At 46.5% G+C, this 18,121-nt stretch carries 16 protein-coding genes and 1 tRNA gene; 9 read left to right on the top strand and 8 right to left on the bottom strand.

The genetic code is table 11. The features are described from left to right. Positions 1 to 7: 7 nt before the first annotated feature. The 3 genes from FSB75_RS20910 to FSB75_RS20900 all read right to left on the bottom strand — a co-directional run bounded on the left by FSB75_RS20910 (position 8) and on the right by FSB75_RS20900 (position 2,293). A tRNA-Glu gene (locus tag FSB75_RS20910) sits at positions 8 to 79 on the bottom strand. Between the two features lie 105 nt (positions 80 to 184). After that, the gene (locus FSB75_RS20905; RefSeq protein ID WP_146791431.1) at positions 185 to 772 is read right to left on the bottom strand and encodes a DUF4136 domain-containing protein; all 588 of its coding nucleotides are present in this window, start codon (positions 770 to 772) and stop codon (positions 185 to 187) included. A gap of 117 nt (positions 773 to 889) precedes the next feature. Next, entirely contained in the window at positions 890 to 2,293 is a 1,404-nt protein-coding gene (locus FSB75_RS20900) for an MBL fold metallo-hydrolase RNA specificity domain-containing protein (RefSeq protein ID WP_146791429.1), read from the bottom strand. A 499-nt stretch (positions 2,294 to 2,792) separates the two neighbouring features. Here FSB75_RS20900 and FSB75_RS20895 point away from each other — a divergent pair, with 499 nt between their 5' ends. Next, positions 2,793 to 3,638 carry a DUF5672 family protein gene (locus tag FSB75_RS20895; RefSeq protein WP_146791427.1) on the top strand — a complete coding sequence of 282 codons (846 nt, stop codon included), beginning with the start codon at positions 2,793 to 2,795 and terminating at the stop codon, positions 3,636 to 3,638. A 104-nt stretch (positions 3,639 to 3,742) separates the two neighbouring features. After that, complete coding sequence (locus FSB75_RS20890; RefSeq protein ID WP_146791425.1) at positions 3,743 to 4,438, top strand: outer membrane beta-barrel protein; 696 nt, start codon at positions 3,743 to 3,745, stop codon at positions 4,436 to 4,438. Positions 4,439 to 4,482: 44 nt separating this feature from the next. Here the strand turns inward: FSB75_RS20890 and FSB75_RS20885 are convergent, their stop codons facing one another. After that, the gene (locus FSB75_RS20885) at positions 4,483 to 4,923 is read right to left on the bottom strand and encodes a GNAT family N-acetyltransferase (protein ID WP_146791422.1); all 441 of its coding nucleotides are present in this window, start codon (positions 4,921 to 4,923) and stop codon (positions 4,483 to 4,485) included. A gap of 87 nt (positions 4,924 to 5,010) precedes the next feature. Then, positions 5,011 to 8,346 (bottom strand): preprotein translocase subunit SecA, encoded by a 3,336-nt coding sequence (gene secA, locus FSB75_RS20880; RefSeq protein WP_146791420.1) that lies wholly within the window; start codon positions 8,344 to 8,346, stop codon positions 5,011 to 5,013. Positions 8,347 to 8,532: 186 nt separating this feature from the next. Between secA and FSB75_RS20875 the strand changes: the two genes are divergently transcribed. The 4 genes from FSB75_RS20875 (at position 8,533) to lysA (ending at position 12,554) form a co-directional block, all read left to right on the top strand. Continuing rightward, positions 8,533 to 9,228 (top strand): hypothetical protein, encoded by a 696-nt coding sequence (locus tag FSB75_RS20875; RefSeq protein WP_146791418.1) that lies wholly within the window; start codon positions 8,533 to 8,535, stop codon positions 9,226 to 9,228. A 152-nt stretch (positions 9,229 to 9,380) separates the two neighbouring features. After that, a complete protein-coding gene (gene atpG, locus FSB75_RS20870; RefSeq protein WP_146791416.1) occupies positions 9,381 to 10,262 on the top strand; it encodes an ATP synthase F1 subunit gamma in 882 nt (293 codons plus the stop codon). A gap of 72 nt (positions 10,263 to 10,334) precedes the next feature. After that, entirely contained in the window at positions 10,335 to 11,300 is a 966-nt protein-coding gene (gene scpB, locus FSB75_RS20865) for an SMC-Scp complex subunit ScpB (protein WP_146791414.1), read from the top strand. A 48-nt stretch (positions 11,301 to 11,348) separates the two neighbouring features. Beyond that, positions 11,349 to 12,554: a diaminopimelate decarboxylase gene (gene lysA, locus FSB75_RS20860; protein WP_146791412.1), complete on the top strand. Its 1,206-nt coding sequence runs from the start codon at positions 11,349 to 11,351 to the stop codon at positions 12,552 to 12,554. Positions 12,555 to 12,605: 51 nt separating this feature from the next. On the opposite strand, the gene FSB75_RS20855 is transcribed toward lysA, so the two are convergent. Further along, positions 12,606 to 13,451: a DUF6263 family protein gene (locus FSB75_RS20855; RefSeq protein ID WP_146791410.1), complete on the bottom strand. Its 846-nt coding sequence runs from the start codon at positions 13,449 to 13,451 to the stop codon at positions 12,606 to 12,608. Between the two features lie 117 nt (positions 13,452 to 13,568). Here FSB75_RS20855 and FSB75_RS20850 point away from each other — a divergent pair, with 117 nt between their 5' ends. Both FSB75_RS20850 and FSB75_RS20845 read left to right on the top strand, forming a co-directional pair. Continuing rightward, positions 13,569 to 14,051: a thioredoxin family protein gene (locus FSB75_RS20850; RefSeq protein ID WP_146791408.1), complete on the top strand. Its 483-nt coding sequence runs from the start codon at positions 13,569 to 13,571 to the stop codon at positions 14,049 to 14,051. Positions 14,052 to 14,124: 73 nt separating this feature from the next. Continuing rightward, a complete protein-coding gene (locus FSB75_RS20845; RefSeq protein WP_146791405.1) occupies positions 14,125 to 14,649 on the top strand; it encodes a DUF4442 domain-containing protein in 525 nt (174 codons plus the stop codon). Between the two features lie 478 nt (positions 14,650 to 15,127). On the opposite strand, the gene groL is transcribed toward FSB75_RS20845, so the two are convergent. Both groL and FSB75_RS20835 read right to left on the bottom strand, forming a co-directional pair. After that, positions 15,128 to 16,765, bottom strand: a complete 1,638-nt coding sequence (gene groL / locus FSB75_RS20840) for a chaperonin GroEL (RefSeq protein ID WP_146791403.1) — start codon at positions 16,763 to 16,765, stop codon at positions 15,128 to 15,130. Positions 16,766 to 16,858: 93 nt separating this feature from the next. Then, positions 16,859 to 17,140: a co-chaperone GroES gene (locus FSB75_RS20835; protein ID WP_146791401.1), complete on the bottom strand. Its 282-nt coding sequence runs from the start codon at positions 17,138 to 17,140 to the stop codon at positions 16,859 to 16,861. A gap of 266 nt (positions 17,141 to 17,406) precedes the next feature. On the opposite strand from FSB75_RS20835, the gene FSB75_RS20830 reads away from it, so the two are divergent. Continuing rightward, the gene (locus FSB75_RS20830) at positions 17,407 to 18,048 is read left to right on the top strand and encodes a phosphatase PAP2-related protein (protein ID WP_172623246.1); all 642 of its coding nucleotides are present in this window, start codon (positions 17,407 to 17,409) and stop codon (positions 18,046 to 18,048) included. The last annotated feature ends 73 nt before the right edge of the window (positions 18,049 to 18,121 follow it).

Raw genomic sequence — 18,121 nt, 5'->3', positions numbered from 1 at the left:
CTTTTCGTACCGCGTACGGGATTCGAACCCGTATTACCTCCGTGAAAGGGAGGCGTCCTAGCCCTTAGACGAACGCGGCTTCCGTTTTCGGGAGGGCAAAAATAGGCGGAACATTCTTTTCCGCCAAAAGTTTTAAAACAAAAAGCCTCTTTTTAAAGAGGCTTCTGAACAAGTTGTGAAAGGTTTAATTTTTTGCAACGTCAAACTTGCGGAAGATGGACTTGACGCCGTTACGGATTTCTTTGCCAGTAAGATTGCGGCTGGCAACTTCATCGGTAGTCCATCCCTGCCAGATCGTTTTGTCGTTCTTTGCGTCGATGAGACGAATGGTAATTGTTCCCTCACGCACAGGCCGGCGGTCCCTGTCATAACCCAAAAACTCTGAAGGATAATAAACCGGTATCCAGCGGCGGCTGTACGGGTTGTAATAATACCGGGTCAGGGGTTGCGAATAAACCGGGTTGTTTTCTTCTTTCACGGCCCTTTCAACCAGCAAATCATAGGTTAGCAAAACATCCGGTTTTTTGGATTGTTTCCAACCCACTTTTTCCAGTTCTTCGTTTACAGCGTCTCTGATGGTTCGCTCGGTCAGATCGGAAACTTTTGTTTTTACTGTGTCGTTCTTGCTCTCCCTCGTGTCAACCCACGCAAAGGTTTTGTAGTTATTTAAGTTAACCGATTTGTCTTTTTCCACGTGTGCCGTGCTTGCGCAACCGGCCAGCAACAGGCCTGAAAAAGCGGCAGCACCAAAGGTTTTGAAGATGTTTCCCATAGTACAAATTCCTTTTGTTTTTTGTCCTTTATATACGTCAAAACCTGTGCGGAAATTTCAAAGGAGATGTGAAAGTTAAGCGATGCAAAACCTTGCGCAGCAAAGCCTTTGATGCCTTCAGGCAAGACCGGTTTCAAAGTGGCGATCGGGAATTTCTACGTCCACAAAACCACGTTTTACAAGCCAGCGTTTGAAATCCTGCTGCACGTCGTATTCGCCGTGCACCAAAAAAAGTCTTTTGATGCTTTGCTTGTCCTGGCAACTTAGCCATTGACTCAAATCTTCGTAATCGCCGTGGGCACTCATGCTTTTTATTTGGCCGATTTCTGCGTGCACTTCGTGTTGCACACCAAAAATGCTCACCTCTTCTGCACCAGAAAGTAAACGTGCACCCAGCGAAGCCGGTTCGCAGTAACCCGTCATCAAAATGGCGTTGCGGCTGTTCTCAACGTTATTGCTGATGTGGTGTTTCACTCGGCCTGCTTCGGCCATGCCGCTTGCCGAGATGATCACGCAGGGTTCGTTGCGATAGTTGAGCAGTTTCGATTCTTCTACGCTTTCAATGTAACGCAAGCCCTCAAATTGAAAGGGATCATCATCGGTTTGCAAAACCTTTTGGATGGTCTTGTTAAAGTATTGCGGGTACTTTTTTACCACTTCGGTAATGGAAGTGCTTAACGGACTGTCCAGAAAATAGTCCAGTTTTGGCAAGCGGTTTTCCAACGACAATTGGTTTAAGCCGTATAGAATCTCCTGCGTTCTTCCCAAACTGAAAGCCGGCATAATCAACTTGCCTTTTTTCTGCACGCAAGTGCTTTCTATCCAACCCAGAATGTTGTCAACAGACGACTGTATGTTCTCGTGCAAGCTGTTGCCGTAGGTGGATTCCATGATGATGTAATCGGCCTGCGGAAAAACATCCGGCGATTTTAAAATCACGTCGCGATAACGACCCACGTCACCGCTAAAAGTAAGGTGTGTGGTCGTTCCGTTTTCAAGGATGCGCAGGTGCACGCAGGCACTGCCGATGATGTGACCCGCATCGGTAAACATTGCTTCCACACCATCGGTTACCGCAAACCATTGGTTGTAGAACTGCGATACAAATTGTCCAAAGCTTGCCTTGGCATCTTCAATGGTGTATAGAGGTTGTATCAGCGGCTTGCCTTGTGCTTTGCTACCCTTATTGTGATACTTCGCATCGCTTTCCTGAATTTGTGCCGAATCGAGCAACAACAGCACAGACAACTCCTTCGTCGCATCGGTGCAAAATATCTTCCCGGTAAAACCTTGCTTCACCAACCGCGGAATGAGGCCCGTATGATCAATGTGTGCGTGCGAAAGCACCATCACGTCCACTTCAGCCGGTTCAAAACCAAAGTCGCGGTTGAGCAAATCCGTGTCCTTGCCCATGCCCTGAAACATACCGCAGTCAAGCAGAATTTTTTTGCCGTTCTTCAACGTTAGTAAGTGTTTTGAGCCGGTAACCGTGCGGGCCGCGCCGTGAAAAGCAATCTTCATACTGTAGAGTTTAGCGTTAAGTTAGGCGATAATTGTGTACTGAGCGACAGTGCTACTATTGGGCTTTCGTTGCGTCGCACTCGTGTACATTCTGTTCGCTATTCAGCATAACGTTGCCTTCCTGTCAGCAACGAATTGCGCTCTAAATAATTTTTAAGCGCATCTTGACGCAAAGAATTTGTTTTTCTATTTTCGTACAGCTTTTAGGAATCCATTTTCCTATCGTACCTGTTAATCTTGCTGTAGAAGAACCCGGTATCCTTGACAGCGAGTATGGTCCGCCCGAGGCGGATTATTCGGGTGAAGCCAACAATTGCAGAAAATTTTTCAAAGCTCCTTCGGGAGCTTTTTCTTAACCGGCGCGAAAGTCTTTTGTTTGCAGCTTTCGTACGCGGCAAAATTCCGAACGGAAAAATTTGCAGGTTGCGCAACGGACCATTCGAAGTATTGAAATAAAGCACGCCGGTTTTGGTATATCGTGAACATAAAGTAAACCTACATGACACCGAATAAAGATATTACCCCCTTCATACTTATACCCGTCTACAAGGATTTTGAAGATTTAGATTCTGCCGAACTTGCCTCGTTAGACCAGTTAGTCACTATCCTCGCCGCTCACCCAATTGGTTTGTTTGGGCCGGAAAAGATTGATTGGCAGAAGTACCTTAAATATTTCTCAGCAAGAGACATTGCCGTGACAACGCACATTTTTGATGCGGTATTTTTTACCAACGTTGATGGTTACAGCAAACTGCTGCTGTCGTTGGATTTTTACAAACGCTTCGCCGCTTATAGTCACTTGCTCATTTATCAATTGGATGCTTACGTCTTCTCGGATGAACTTCTGCAGTGGTGCAAAGCCGGGTACGATTACATTGGCGCACCCTGGATTGACAATCGCGACGGCATCGTAACAAAAGGAGAATTAACGGGTGTTGGAAACGGTGGCCTGTCTTTGCGTAAAACGGATTCTTTTATCCGCGTGCTGACGTCTAAAAAACGTTTCAAATCCTTTAGACAGCTGGTAGAAGAATACAAGCGGTTTCCCGCATTAAAACAAGTATCGCGAATGCCCGTTGCATGTCTTCGTGCGTTGACTGGCTGGCGAAACAACGGCGCCTATCATGCACAGCGTTTTCTTTACAATGAAGATCTTTTTTGGGGCCTGGTAGTAAAAGAGTCTTATTATCCGTTCAAACTGCCGCCGGTGGAAAAAGCCGCGCAATTCTCCTTTGAAATTGCCCCGGAACATTTGTTTCGGTTAAACAAGCAGCAATTGCCTTTTGGCTGCCATGCCTGGTTCAAATACGAGCCTGAGTTCTGGCAACGGTACATTCAATGGTGAAGTTCTTTTAGATTTTAGTTTGTTAGGCTTGTCAGATAAATGTTTTTCATGCCTTTCATTTTTGGCAAGTCCTTTGCAAAAAGAAAAGCAACAAAAACGACTTTATGAAACTAAAACACATTGCAGCAGGCACCGCTCTTCTTTTCGGCAGTTTTCTTTCTCACGCACAAAGCGGACAACTCAGGGTTGGATTGAATTTAGCCAACGTATCGGTTACGCCAAACGGCCGCGTGAACGATGCGAATCAATTAACGTCTTTCCAGGTTGGTGTAATTGGCAACGTAAAATTGGGCAGCTCTTTCTTGAGTTTGCAACCGGGTTTGCTTTACACGGGCAAGGGCTCAAAAATCCAAAAAGGAACGGCCGGACAAGCAGGGTATTACAAGCAAACATTCAACCCGATGTATTTGGAAGTTCCGTTGAACCTTCTTTTTAAAGCACCTATCGGCGGTGCTAATCGTTTCTTCATCGGCGCAGGACCTTATGCAGCGGTTGGCATTGCGGGCAAAGTAAAAACAGAAGGCACCAACATTTTAGGGCAAACCTACAACCGCGAAACAGACATTCAATTTTCAAACGACGACCCGACTACATTCAACAAAGAAGAAGGCGCAGGCCTGGGTCTTGTTCGCCGTTTTGATTACGGACTGAACGGCACTGCGGGCATCGAAGGAAAAAGTTTGGCACTTGGTGTAAACTATGGATTGGGCCTGGCAAAACTGCAAAGCGGCACAAACAGCAGCGCGGACAATAACAACAAGCACCGCGTGTTGAGCGTGACGCTTGGCTTTAAATTTTAAAACTGTCACCCATTATAAAAAGACCGTTTGCACAAACGGTCTTTTTATTTTTTGTCAAGTCGCATTTCAAAAACTTTTTGCTCCTTCGTAACGGTGAAGCCAAGCTTTTCATAAAACTCGTGCGCCTCTTTTCTTTTCGCGTTGCTTCGTAATCGCAAGCTTGCCATGCCTTGTTCCAGGCTCCATTCTTTTACGCGGTCAACAAGCATTTTACCGATGCCTTTGCCTCTAAAACTTTCCTCTACCACCAAGCCGCCGATTTCGGCGAAAGGATTGCTTTCGATACGGTAAGCGAGGAAGCCATGTATCCAGCCAATAACAGTCAAATCGTGCACTGCAACAAAACAACAATGTTCTTTTGAAGAGAGAAGTTGCTGAATGTTGGCAACGGTGCCCGTTAAAGAAACAGAATAACCAAGTTGCGCTGACAACTCGTTGACGGCTTGCGCATCTTCGATGGACACGGAACGAACGTTAAACTGCATTGGGAAAACTTATTTGAAAAGGCAAAATATTCCGTGCAAACAAAAAGTCTCACTTCCGTGAGACTTTAAAATATTGTGCAACAAAGTTTACGCATCCTTCCCGTGACAGTTCTTAAACTTCTTGCCGCTGCCGCAAGGACAAGGATCGTTGCGGCCGATCTTCGGTCCTACTTTGATTGGTTCTTGTCTTACGGCTACATTGCCAGCGGGACTTGACGGATCGTAATAATCTTTTTCGTTGGCTGCGTAATCTTCGCCCGTTGCTTCAATTTCTTCTTTGTTTGCGTGCAGCTTGCTCATGTCGGTTTTTTGCGGACGGGCTTCGCGCAGCGGTGCTTGTTCTTCCTGTATAGGCAATTGCGAGTGACACAAGAAGGAAACAATCTCGCGATTCAAATCAGAACTCATGCGACGGAACAAATTGTAGGCCTCCATCTTGTAAATCACCAGCGGATCTTTTTGTTCCAGGTAAGCTGTTTGAACGCTTTGCTTCAGGTCGTCCATTGCACGCAGGTGTTCTTTCCAACTGTCGTCAATAATGGCGAGGGTAATGTTGCGCTCCATCGCGTTGGTCAGTTCATCGCCTTCGCTGGTAATCATCTTGTCAAGGTTCACCAACACATTGATGCCTTTGCGTCCGTCGCTGAAAGGAACCACCACGTTTTCGATGTGCTGACCCTGCGTTTGCCGGATGTTTTTAAACACAGGAACCGCTTGCGCTTTCACACCTTCTTTGTGCGCCTGGTAATTTTCAATTGCTTCTGTATAAAGTCTATCGGTTAACGAAGCGGCATCGGTTGTTTTGAAATCGTCCGGTGAAATCTGAAAGTCAAGTCCAAAGGTCACGATGCAGGCAAGTTTGAAACCTTCGTAATCGTCCTGTTCTTTGTAGGTTGTAATGATTTCCTCTGCTGTTACAGAGAAGGCATTGTCAATATCAAGTGCCAGGCGTTCGCCAAACAAAGCATGGTTTCTTCGGTCGTAAATCGCATTGCGCTGCATGTTCATTACGTCATCGTATTCAAGCAAGCGTTTGCGAATGCCAAAGTTGTTTTCCTCTACTTTGCGTTGCGCTCTTTCAATCGATTTGGTAATCATGCTGTGCTGAATCACTTCGCCTTCTTTGTAACCAAAGCGGTCCATCAATCCGGCGATGCGTTCCGAGCCAAACATGCGCATCAGGTCATCTTCCAATGAAACGTAAAACTGCGAAGTACCGGGATCGCCTTGGCGACCGGCACGACCGCGCAACTGCCTGTCCACGCGGCGAGATTCGTGACGTTCGGTGCCAATAATAGCCAAGCCACCCGCTTCTTTTACGCCGGGTCCGAGCTTAATGTCCGTACCGCGACCGGCCATGTTGGTAGCAATGGTTATGGCACCGGCCAAACCCGCTTCGGCTACAACCTGCGCTTCTCTTGCGTGTTGTTTTGCGTTGAGTACGTTGTGCGGAATTTTTTTCACCTGCAACATGCGGCTAAGCAATTCGCTCACTTCAACTGATGTTGTGCCCACAAGCACCGGGCGGCCCGCGTTACGCAAGGCTTCGATTTCGTCAATCACAGAACCGAATTTTTCTTTCCGTGTTTTGTAAACAAGATCTTGCTGGTCTTTACGGGTAACGGGAATATTGGTTGGAATGGTAACAACGTCTAATTTGTAAATGCTCCACAATTCCGCCGCTTCTGTTTCGGCCGTACCGGTCATACCGGCCAACTTATGATACATGCGGAAATAGTTCTGCAACGTAACCGTTGCGTATGTCTGTGTAGCGGCCTCAATCTTTACATTCTCTTTTGCTTCAATGGCCTGGTGCAGGCCATCGCTGTAACGACGGCCATCGAGGATACGACCGGTTTGTTCGTCCACAATTTTTACCGCGCCGTCCATCACCACGTATTCCACGTCTTTGTCAAAAAGCGCATAAGCTTTCAACAACTGTTGCACCGAGTGAATGCGATCGGCTTTGGTTGAGTATTCATTGAGAATGGCTTCTTTCTGATGGAGTTTGTCTTCCTGTGGTATGTCCGCGTTTTCAACTTCAGCCAAACGAATGCTGATATCGGGCAGCACAAAAAAATCGGGGTCTTCGCCGGAGCGGGTGATGGTTGTGATGCCTTTGTCGGTCAGGTCAACCGATTTGTTTTTTTCGTCAATCTGAAAGAGCAATTCTTCGTCAACAATGTGCATGTTGCGCTGCTGATCCTGCAAATAATAATTCTCGGCTTTTTGCAGTTTTACTTTAATGCCCGGCTCACTCAAAAACTTAATGAGCGGACCGTATTTAGGCAAGCCGCGGTAAGCCCGGAACAAGTACAAACCACCGCTCTTCGGATCATCGTCGCCTTCGGAAAAACGTTTTTTTGCTTCGTTTAAAAAGCCACGCACCAAACGTTCCTGCATCTCCACGAGGCTCTGCACACGGGGTCGAAGAATATGATACTGTTGGTCGTCGCCTTTGGGCACGGGACCGGAAATAATTAACGGCGTTCTTGCATCGTCAATCAACACCGAGTCTACTTCATCCACCATCGCAAAATGGTGTTTGCGTTGCACCATTTCTTCGGGGCTGTGCACCATGTTATCACGGAGGTAATCGAAGCCAAATTCGTTGTTGGTACCGTAAGTAATATCGGCCAGATAAGCGCTGCGGCGCATTTCGCTGTTGGGTTCGTGCTTGTCAATGCAATCTACTTTCAAACCAAGCCATTCGAAGATGGGACCGTTCCATTCGCTGTCGCGGCGGGCCAGGTAATCGTTCACCGTTACAATGTGCACGCCTTCGCCAGCCAGCGCATTTAAATACGCCGGAAGGGTTGACACAAGCGTTTTACCTTCACCCGTGGCCATCTCGGCAATCTTGCCCTGGTGAAGAACAATACCGCCAATCAGCTGCACGTCGTAGTGAACCATGTTCCAGGTTACTTGTCCGCCGCCAGCCGTCCAGGTGTTTTGATAGGTAACTTCCTCACCGTTTATCGTGATGTAAGATTTTGTAAGACTCAACTCTTTGTCAAGCTCCGTCACCTTCGATTTGATTTCGGTATTTTCCTTAAAGCGGCGGGCCGTTTCTTTTACCACGGCAAAGGCTTCGGGCAAAATTTCCTTCAGGGCTTCTTCAATCTTTCCGTCGCGGTCTTTTTTTAGCTGGTCAACTTCCTGGTAAACGGCGTCCTTGCCCACGAGGTCGTTGAAAGGCAATTCTTCGGCGCGGCGGTTGGTGTCGGCTATTTGTGTGTCAATGTCTTTGAGGTGGTCGTTGATGCGGGTACGAAATTCAACGGTCTTGTGGCGAAGTTCATCGTTGCTCAGGTTCTGGCAGGATTGAAAGTGCTCGTTGATTTTGGTGACGAGGGGCAATATCTGCTTTACGTCTTTTTCCGATTTGCTGCCACCGAAAATTTTGGAAAGAAAACCAATCATAAAATCTATCGGGTCTAATTATTTTAATAAAGAATTTTGGGTGTCAAAAAAAGTGCTAATCACATGGATTAGCCAATTTGACAGGGCGTCAAAGATAATCCATTCCGCCGGGCTTTTATAGCGCAATGCGTTTTCTTAACGATTGAGACGCATTGCGCTTGCGGCATTTTTGCAACAACAAAGTGTATGAAGTTTTTCCTTTCTGTTCTTGCCGTTGTTTTTTGTTTTACCGCTTGTAAAAACAAGCCGGCAGGCAACAAGAGCGAAGATGCCGGTTCCTCTGCCTTTTTTTATGATTACCGGGTTTGGGGCGATGAAGAGGAAGGTATGGTTACCGTTCGGCTACAATACCGGTTGGGTGGCGAAAACGGAAAGGCGTTGCGGTTGGCGCAACCCGGCTTCGTAATGCTGGATGGCGACACGCTGAAGGCCGACAGCGCTGGCTTTACCGGCGTCTTTTATGAAACAAGTAAACCGCTTGACGGCTTTGCGGGAAGCCACGGCATCGTCTTTACTGACAGCAGCAACAAGCAACACAAAGAAGAATTCAGCCTTGAACCTTTTACCTTGGAAAATGAATTGCCGGAACAAATAAAGAAAGCGCCTTTTCTCATTAAACTCTCAGGGTTTCCTTCCACCGCTAGCAGAGTGCAACTGATCATGGTGGATACGTCTTTTTCTTCAGCAGACGTGAACGAAGAACTATGGGTAGAGAACGGCGAGATCAAAATTGATTCGTCTTTCTTAGCCAATTTGGCCAACGGACCCATCACAATGGAAATTGTTAAGGAAGACGAAAAGACGCTAAAAAATTCTTCCCGGGAAGACGGAAGACTTTTGCTGACCTACCGCCTGCGCCGCCAGTTTGAATTTGTGGATTGAGGAAAACAGGCCTGTCGCCAACGGAATTTGGCTAAAATGATAGCCGACTTTCTTATGGAATTTCAGGCCTGCTGCCTTACTTTTGCCGCCGATTTTACGAACAGAGTTGGAAACAAAAATTTCAAATCCGAAATCGTAAATCTCAAATTTCTATGGCCGGTCAGTTAAAAGAAGTACGCAACCGCATCAAATCGGTGCAAAGCACGCAGCAGATTACCAAGGCAATGAAAATGGTAAGCGCCGCCAAATTGCGCCGGGCGCAGGACGCCATTCAGCAAATGCGCCCCTACGCAAAAAAATTGCAGGAAATGCTTAGCAACATCGTGAGCAATACAGAAGTGGAAGGTGGCAATGCGCTGGCTACCGAACGGGCTGTGGAAAAAGTGCTGCTGATTGTCATTACCTCTGACCGTGGCCTGGCCGGCGCTTACAACGCCAACCTCATTAAGCTGGCCAAACAAACCATCCGCGAAAAATACAATACGCAATACAGCAAGGGCAACGTCACCATTTGGAGCATCGGCAAAAAAGGCTACGAACATTTTGCCAAGAACAATTACAAGGTGAGCGATGCGCACAAAGACATTTTCCTGAACCTTACATTCGACAACGTGCAAAAAGCTTCGCAGGCCGCCATCCAGGCGTTTCAGAACCGCGAGTTTGACGCCGTTGAAATTATTTACAGCGAGTTTAAAAACGCGGCTACGCAGCGCTTTGTAGCCGAGCCATTTTTGCCCATCCCAAAAGCACAGAACGCGGGTTCTGCCAACAAAGCTGACTTCATTTTTGACCCAAGCAAAGAAGAATTGATTGCCGAACTGATGCCGAAGATCTTAAACACGCAATTGTACAAAGCGGTGTTGGATGCTAACGCTTCGGAGCACGGCGCCCGCATGACGGCGATGGACAAGGCCAGCGAAAACGCCAACGAATTGCTTCGCAATCTGAAGATTTCGTATAACCGTGCAAGACAGGCGGCCATCACCACCGAGCTTACCGAGATTGTGAGCGGTGCGGCAGCGTTGCAAGGATAATTTTTTTGTTGTTCGTTGATGGTTGGCCGTTGTTCGAACAACAATTGACGAACAACGGCCAACGTTTTTATTATGGATATCTCCGAACTCATACCGCATATTGAATCGCTGATTTTTGCTTCTGACAAACCGCTTGTTTCGACAGAGATCACAGAGCTTATCAACAACGCTTTTGGCTTCATGGAAGAAAAGATTGAAGTGGAGCAGGTGGATGCAGCCCTTGAGGGTATTGTGGAAAAATACAATTCTGAATTTTATCCTTTTGAAGTGCGGCAAAGCGGTGGCGGCTGGCAATTTCTTACCAAAAAAGAATACCACAAAACCGTTGCACAACTCAACGGCGAAAAGTTTTTAAAACGTCTTTCATCTGCGGCCCTGGAAACCCTTGCCATCATTGCCTACAAACAACCCGTGACCAAGGGCGAAATAGAATCCATTCGCGGCGTAAGTTCGGATTATGCCGTACAGAAATTGCTGGAGAAAGAACTCGTCATCATTACAGGCCGCAACGAAAAATTGCCCGGTCATCCCCTGGTGTATGCAACGTCGAAAAGCTTCATGGATTATTTCGGCATCAACACAGCCGATGATTTGCCGAAAATAAAAGAAGTGCTGGCCGACCAATTGGTGCAACCGACCGTCGTTAATCATACTGATTTTGAACAAAGCGAAATATTGGCCGTTGCCGATAACGGCGAATTAATTTCTGCAGATGAATTGGGAGACGATGAAGAAACGCACGTAAACGGGCATGCGGTTGAAGCCATGACTGCAAGTATGAATGAAGAAGAAATAAACAGTGATGAAACACCGGGTGATAACGCTCCAACCGAAAGCCTTGAAGACGAAATTGCCGAAGAAGAGTACATCACCGATGAAATTTTTGCCGCTGAAGATGAAGCCGTAGAAGAAGAAAAGGTTGAAGAAGAATTGTCCACAGACGATGTTCCAAACGAAGAGGCAACGCAAGATGAGCAGAACGATTCTGCAAGCGATGAAAATGAATCCGCAACAGATAAAGAAAAGCAAGAAGAATAAATCTTCTCTCCTCTCAATCATTCAATCTCCCAAATCAAGGTTCAGACCATGTTATCAAAGGATCAACTTCTTCAGATTGCCGAACGTTTTGGCACTCCCGTATATGTTTACGATGCGGAAAAAATGAAGGAACAATATCAAAAATTAAAGTCCGGTTTTGCCGGGCTGGATGCCTCGTTCTTTTTTGCCTGCAAAGCCCTCACCAACATCAACGTTTTAAAATACATTTCTTCGCTTGGCTGCGGCATTGATTGCAGCAGCATTAACGAAGTAAAGCTTGCGCTGCACGCCGGCGTTTCTCCCGAAAATATTCTTTACACCTCCAACGGCATTTCCTTTGAAGAAATTCAGGAAGCCGTAAAAAACGGCGTGCACGTAAACATTGACAGTCTTTCCAACCTCGAAAAATTCGGAAAGAAATTTGGTTCGTCCTATCCCGTTGGCGTGCGCCTGCGGCCCAACATTTTGGCCGGCGGCAATTTGAAAATTTCAACGGGACATGAGAAAAGCAAGTTTGGTATTCCGGTTGACCAGCTTGACAACTTGCTTGATGTGATTAAGCAACACAACATCCACATCAAAACCCTGCACATTCATACGGGCAGCGACATTAAAGACGCCGAGGTGTTTGTGCACGGCATCAAAGTTCTCACGGAACTGGTTGCGCATTTTCCCGATTTGGAAGTCATTGATTTGGGCGGCGGCTTTAAAGTTCCCTACGAACCCGACGACGAAGAAACCGACATTGCCCACATTGCGCAGCGGCTAAAAACTTATCTCGAATCGCATCTTTTCAATAAAGGGAAAACCTACACGCTTTGGTTTGAACCGGGGAAATATCTCGTGAGCGAATGCGGCTATTTGCTTACGCAGGTAAATGTGATGAAGGACAACGGCGCACAAACTTTTGCGGGCATTAATACCGGTTTGAACCACCTCATCCGGCCCATGATGTACGATGCCTATCATCACATCGTGAACCTTTCCAATGCGCACGCTGAAGAGAAAGTTTACACGGTCACCGGCTACATCTGCGAGACGGATACCTTTGCCACAGACCGCCTTTTGCACGAAGTACGCGAAGGCGATGTGCTGGCTATTTACAATGCCGGTGCTTACGGTTTTGAAATGTCCTCCAACTACAATTCGCGGTACAAGCCCGCCGAAGTTTTAGTGCTTGACGGCGAAGCAAAACTCATTCGCAAGCGGGACGAGTTTGAAGACTTGCTAAGAAACCAGGTAAAAGCTTTATAAATGAAAATCCCTCAACAAACGTTGAGGGATTTTTTATGGTTAATGTGAAGCCTATAAAACTTTAACCGTTGTTACCGCCGTAATCTTTGTGGTCGAACTCATGTCGTTTCCGTTCATGGTCATGTTCGATTCGGTGGCCGCCGTCATGGTTTTTTGTTTAAGCAAACCGGTTGTTTTGTCCAGTGTAACGGTGCCTGAATTTTTTGTGGTTGCCGAAACGTCTGCACTCATCCCCATGGCCGATTGTGTTGTTTTCGATGTTCCATCGCCGGTGTAATCAAGGATGATTTCTTTGTCGGTAATGTCCTTTACGGTATAAACCGTTTTGGTCTTGTTGCCCTCAACGTTAACCGAATCTGTCCACGTGTCGCCCTTGCTTACTTCACGGTCGGGCAGAATTTTAAAAAGGCTTGGCTGTCCGGCCACGGCCACCGTTGCGCCTGTGTTCATGCCCGGCATCATCATGCCCATCATGCCGGCGTCTTCCTTTTTCTTTTTGTCATCGGTTTTTACTTTCGTTACTTTCCCGGTTGCATCAACAGAGAACTCCTGCTTTTGCTTCATGATTTCTTTTATGGGTTCGCCGAGGCGGCCTTCCAAATCTTTAGGATTGTCCGAATCGGCGCTCATGTCTTGTCCCATGGCCGAAACGCTGAACTTTACTTTTTTGGGCGTTTTGATAAGCTGCGTTCCATCGGCAGTTGTCTCGCCTACCAAATACGTATCGGTCATCACTACGCTGGCCGGTATTTCGCCCATCATGGATTGCGTGTTGATGTTCAGGTTGGTGGTCACCTCAATCGTTTGTCCTTTTTGAAACGTGAGTTTGTTGGAAGCTTTTTGCGCCTGGCTTGCAAGCGCGGCAAGCGTCAGCAGGGGAAGAAAGAATTTTTTCATGGTGTATTTACTTCAAACAAAGATGATGGAAAAAAAGGTGCGTTTCGTTGCACCGGCGAGAAGACAATTTAAATTAACGTTAGAAAAACCGGTTGTAGCTTGCCGCAAATTTTTTGAATGCGATACTTGTTCATCCTTGCGCTGTTCGTTTCTCTTCAATCTTTTGCCAGCGACAGCACCAAACTTTACAATCTTTCGGCCAACGTGAAAAAAGACATTGCCACCGCCCTTTCCAAAGCCAAAAAAGAAGGCAAGCACGTGCTGATACAAGTGGGCGGCAATTGGTGCATATGGTGTTACCGCTTTCACGATTTTGTAGAAAAAGACACGGCGCTGAACCGCATCGAGAACGAGAGCTACGTGGTGTACCATCTCAATTACAGCAAAGAAAATAAAAATCTTGAAGCCTTAAAATCCTTTGGCTTTCCACAACGTTTCGGCTTCCCGGTATTTGTTATTCTGGATGCGAACGGCAACCGGCTGCATACGCAGGATTCAAGTTTATTGGAAGAAGGCAAAGGGTACAACGCACAGAAAGTAAAAAGCTTTTTCGAAGCCTGGTCGCCGGCAGCGCTGAATGAAAAGAATTACAAAGAGTGAGACGTCAAACGCCAGACGTGAAACCGAACTGCTCTCCGGTTCTATCCGCTATTAAAAGCGATAATTTTAGCAAATGGAAAAAACAAACGAAAAAGCAGCTGCGGAAAACACAGCTGCATTTTTTTCATTAATAAATCATCCGGTTAAATTCAGGCTCTATCTTCTAAAAAAATTACCGGCCGGTTATTTCAGTGGGCTAAAAATAGTAAAGGCCGATGTGGCTTCCTGCACCGTTTCCATTCCGTTTAAATGGTTTACTAAAAATCCTTTTCGCTCCACTTATTTTGCCTGCTTAAGTATGGCTGCTGAAATGAGTACCGGTGTGCTGGCTATGGCGCAGGTTCGCGGCCGGAAGCCTGCGGTATCCATGTTGGTCACCGGCATCGAAGGAAAATTTTACAAAAAGGCAACCGGCCTTACATTCTTTCAATGCGAGGACGGTGAAGCGATACGAAATGTAATCGGCGCCGCTGTCTCTTCCGGCACACCGCAAGAAATAAAAGCGCATTCAATTGGCAAGAACGATCGCGGCGAAGTCGTTGCCGAATTTTGGATCACGTGGTCGTTTAAGGCAAAACCGCAGATGACGCAAATTTGAAATGATTGCCGGGATGACCCTTGGTGCAATATGAAGATTTCTGATATATCAATCAAATCCCGAACATCATTTTTCAATACCAAAAGTCTGTAGTCAAAAAACCCGCGCAATTGCACGGGCTATTAAAATTTATAGGCTTGATTATAAAATTAAAAACGGGTTGTCGCTAAAACCATCTTTTGCTTTGTTATTGTCTTTTCTAAATCGGCGCCGGATCCAGCTAAAAAATCGTGTAAACATGGCTTAATGGTTTTAGACGTGAAAAAAATAGGATGACTGTTTTCGAAAGGGAAGAATCAACGGCAAGAACAAAGCCAAAATGATGTTGACGTAGGAAACAGTTGTACGATACTTACAAGGTAAAACATAAATGTTTTTCTGAAAAAAATATTTTAACAAAAAGCCTCATCGTTACCGATGAGGCTTTTTGCATTTTATCATCAGCTAATCGGCGCATCTGCTAATCAGCTAATTGATTTTAGTAGTCCATGCCCATTCCGCCGCCTGGCATACCGTGCGGAGCAGCAGCACCTTTTGGCTCAGGCTTATCGGCTACCACGCACTCGGTTGTTAACAACATGCCGGCAATGCTGGCTGCGTTTTCAAGCGCAATGCGGCTCACTTTGGTCGGGTCAATAACACCGGCCGCAATGAGGTTTTCATATTCTTCAGTACGGGCATTAAAGCCGTAATCGCCTTTGCCGTCACGAACTTTGTTTACGACCACGCTTCCTTCGATGCCGCAGTTTTCTACAATCTGGCGCAGTGGCTCTTCCAACGAACGGCGAACGATCTGTACACCCGTTGCTTCGTCAGCGTTCAACGTCTTCAGGCTGCTCAAAGCTTCAATGGCGCGAACATAAGCTACACCGCCACCGGGCACAATGCCTTCTTCAACGGCCGCACGGGTTGCGTGCAAAGCATCATCAACACGGTCCTTCTTTTCTTTCATTTCTACTTCGGTAGCAGCACCTACATGCAGTACAGCCACACCGCCACTTAACTTCGCAAGACGCTCTTGCAGTTTTTCGCGGTCGTAGTCAGACGTTGTGTTTTCAATTTGTGATTTAATTTGGTTGATGCGACCGGTAATGCCTTCTTTCTCGCCACGGCCCCCAACGATGGTCGTATTGTCTTTATCAATCACAACTCTTTCGCATTTGCCCAAATAAGTCAGGTCAGCGTTTTCGAGTTTGTAACCTTGCTCTTCAGAAATCACAATGCCTTTTGTAAGGATGGCAATGTCTTGCAGCATTTCTTTGCGTCGGTCGCCAAAGCCCGGCGCTTTAACGGCAGCCACTTTCAACGTACCACGGAGTTTGTTCACAACCAATGTAGCAAGTGCTTCGCCTTCGAGGTCTTCAGAAATGATCAGGAGCGGAGCGCCTTGTTGGGCCACTTTCTCCAGGATGTGCAGGATGTCCTTCATGCTGCTGATTTTTTTATCGTAAATCAGGATGTAAGGATTTTCCAACTCGGCTTGCATTTTCTCGCTGTTGGTAACAAAGTAGGGAGAGATGTAACCGCGGTCGAATTGCATGCCTTCTACCACGTCAACGGTGGTTTCGATGCCCTTGGCTTCTTCGATGGTGATAACGCCGTCTTTAGAAACCTTCTCCATTGCCTGCGCAATGAGAGCGCCGATTTCGCTGTCGTTGTTGGCAGAGATAGAAGCTACCTGCTCAATTTTTTTGTTGTCGTTGCCAACAGTTTGCGACTGCGAACGAAGGTTCTCAATCACGGCTTTAACGGCTTTGTCAATACCGCGTTTCAGGTCCATTGGATTAGCGCCGGCTGCTACGTTCTTCAAGCCTTCGGTAATGATGGATTGAGCCAAAACAGTCGCAGTTGTTGTGCCGTCACCGGCAATGTCAGCGGTTTTGCTGGCCACTTCTTTTACCATTTGCGCACCCATGTTCTCAATGGCGTCTTCCAGCTCAATTTCTTTGGCTACGGTAACGCCGTCTTTGGTTACAGACGGAGCGCCAAATTTCTTTTCTATAACCACGTTGCGGCCTTTCGGTCCGAGGGTTACTTTCACGGCGTTGGCCAATACGTCCACGCCTTTTTTCATTTTATTACGGGCATCAGTTTCGAAAAACAGTTGTTTAGCCATAATGTATTTTGATTTGTTTGTTTAAAAATTAGTTGAGGAGCAATCAGCTTTCAGCAATCGGGAGCCGACAAATGACGGCGGATTTCTGGCAGCTTAAACGATTGCCAGGATGTCGCTTTCACGCATGATGAGGTAGTCTTCACCCTCAATAGAAATTTCAGTGCCGGCGTATTTGCCGTACAACACGGTATCGCCTTGCTTCACCGTTACGGGCTCGTCTTTTTTACCAGGACCGGCCGCAATCACAGTGCCGCGTTGAGGCTTTTCTTTCGCGGTGTCGGGGATAATGATACCACCCGCGGTTTTTTCTTCCGCAGCAGCGGGTTTCACAATCACTCTGTCGTGCAGAGGGGTAACATTTACTTTGTTAGCCATACGTGTTATGATTTTTTTGGTTTAAATGAAAAGTGAGTTACAGGAACCTTGCAATGCTTTTGTCAAGGTGCGCAAAGGTAGGCGAAGATTGTGCCGGGGCCGGGGAAACGGAAAAAATTTCAGGAATTGACTGAAGACGTTGCTTGTTAACCTGACAAGAAAAAACAATGCGAAAAATAAATGTCAAAATTTCATCAAAACGGCTGGCTTCGTCCCGATGCTTCCAAACGTCAGTTATCAAATTATTATCTTCGCCGCTTCGCGCTATGGAGGCAACCACGAAACACATTACGAAGGAAGAATTGAATTGGATACAAGCCATGCGCGTGCCCGCTTTCCGCAGAAAGCTGTTTGTTAGTTTTGGTGGTTGTCTTATCTGCCTTAGCGTTTTGCCGCTTTTCTTTCAAATTATCCAGGCACGGCAAGGCATTGTGCTCAACGATTTTGTGTTGAAGGTCTTAACACCCAAAGACGTTTCGCCGGGCATTTTCACCATTCTCTGGGGTACGGGTTTGTGGATGCTGATTAAAGCCATCAAAAGCCCACAACTAACGGTACTCTTCTTTTGTGCCTTCTGTATTTTTTTGTGTACCCGCTTCATCACCATTTCGCTGGTGCCGCTTGATACGCCGCCCGGTCTTGTTCCTTTGATGGACCCACTGAGCAATTCCTTTTATGGCCAAAAGTTTATTACCAAAGATTTGTTCTATTCAGGCCACACGGCTTCGCAATTCCTTTTCGTTTATTGCTTTCCGGCACGGCGTGATAAAATCATTGCTCTTGCTTGCGGCCTCGTCATCGGGGTGCTTATTTTAATCCAGCACATTCATTATACGATAGATGTAATTGCCGCGCCGGTGTTTGCTTATTTGTGCTATTTCATCGCTAAAAAGCTGGTCTCTGACTAATAACCCGTGAGCAGCTTTATAAATATCTTTTTCTTTACCGTTTTAAAAGAAGGCCTATTTTTAAAGCCTTAAT

Source organism: Flavisolibacter ginsenosidimutans (assembly GCF_007970805.1).
Classification (GTDB): domain Bacteria; phylum Bacteroidota; class Bacteroidia; order Chitinophagales; family Chitinophagaceae; genus Flavisolibacter; species Flavisolibacter ginsenosidimutans.
This window is presented reverse-complemented; position numbering and strand designations above follow the sequence as displayed.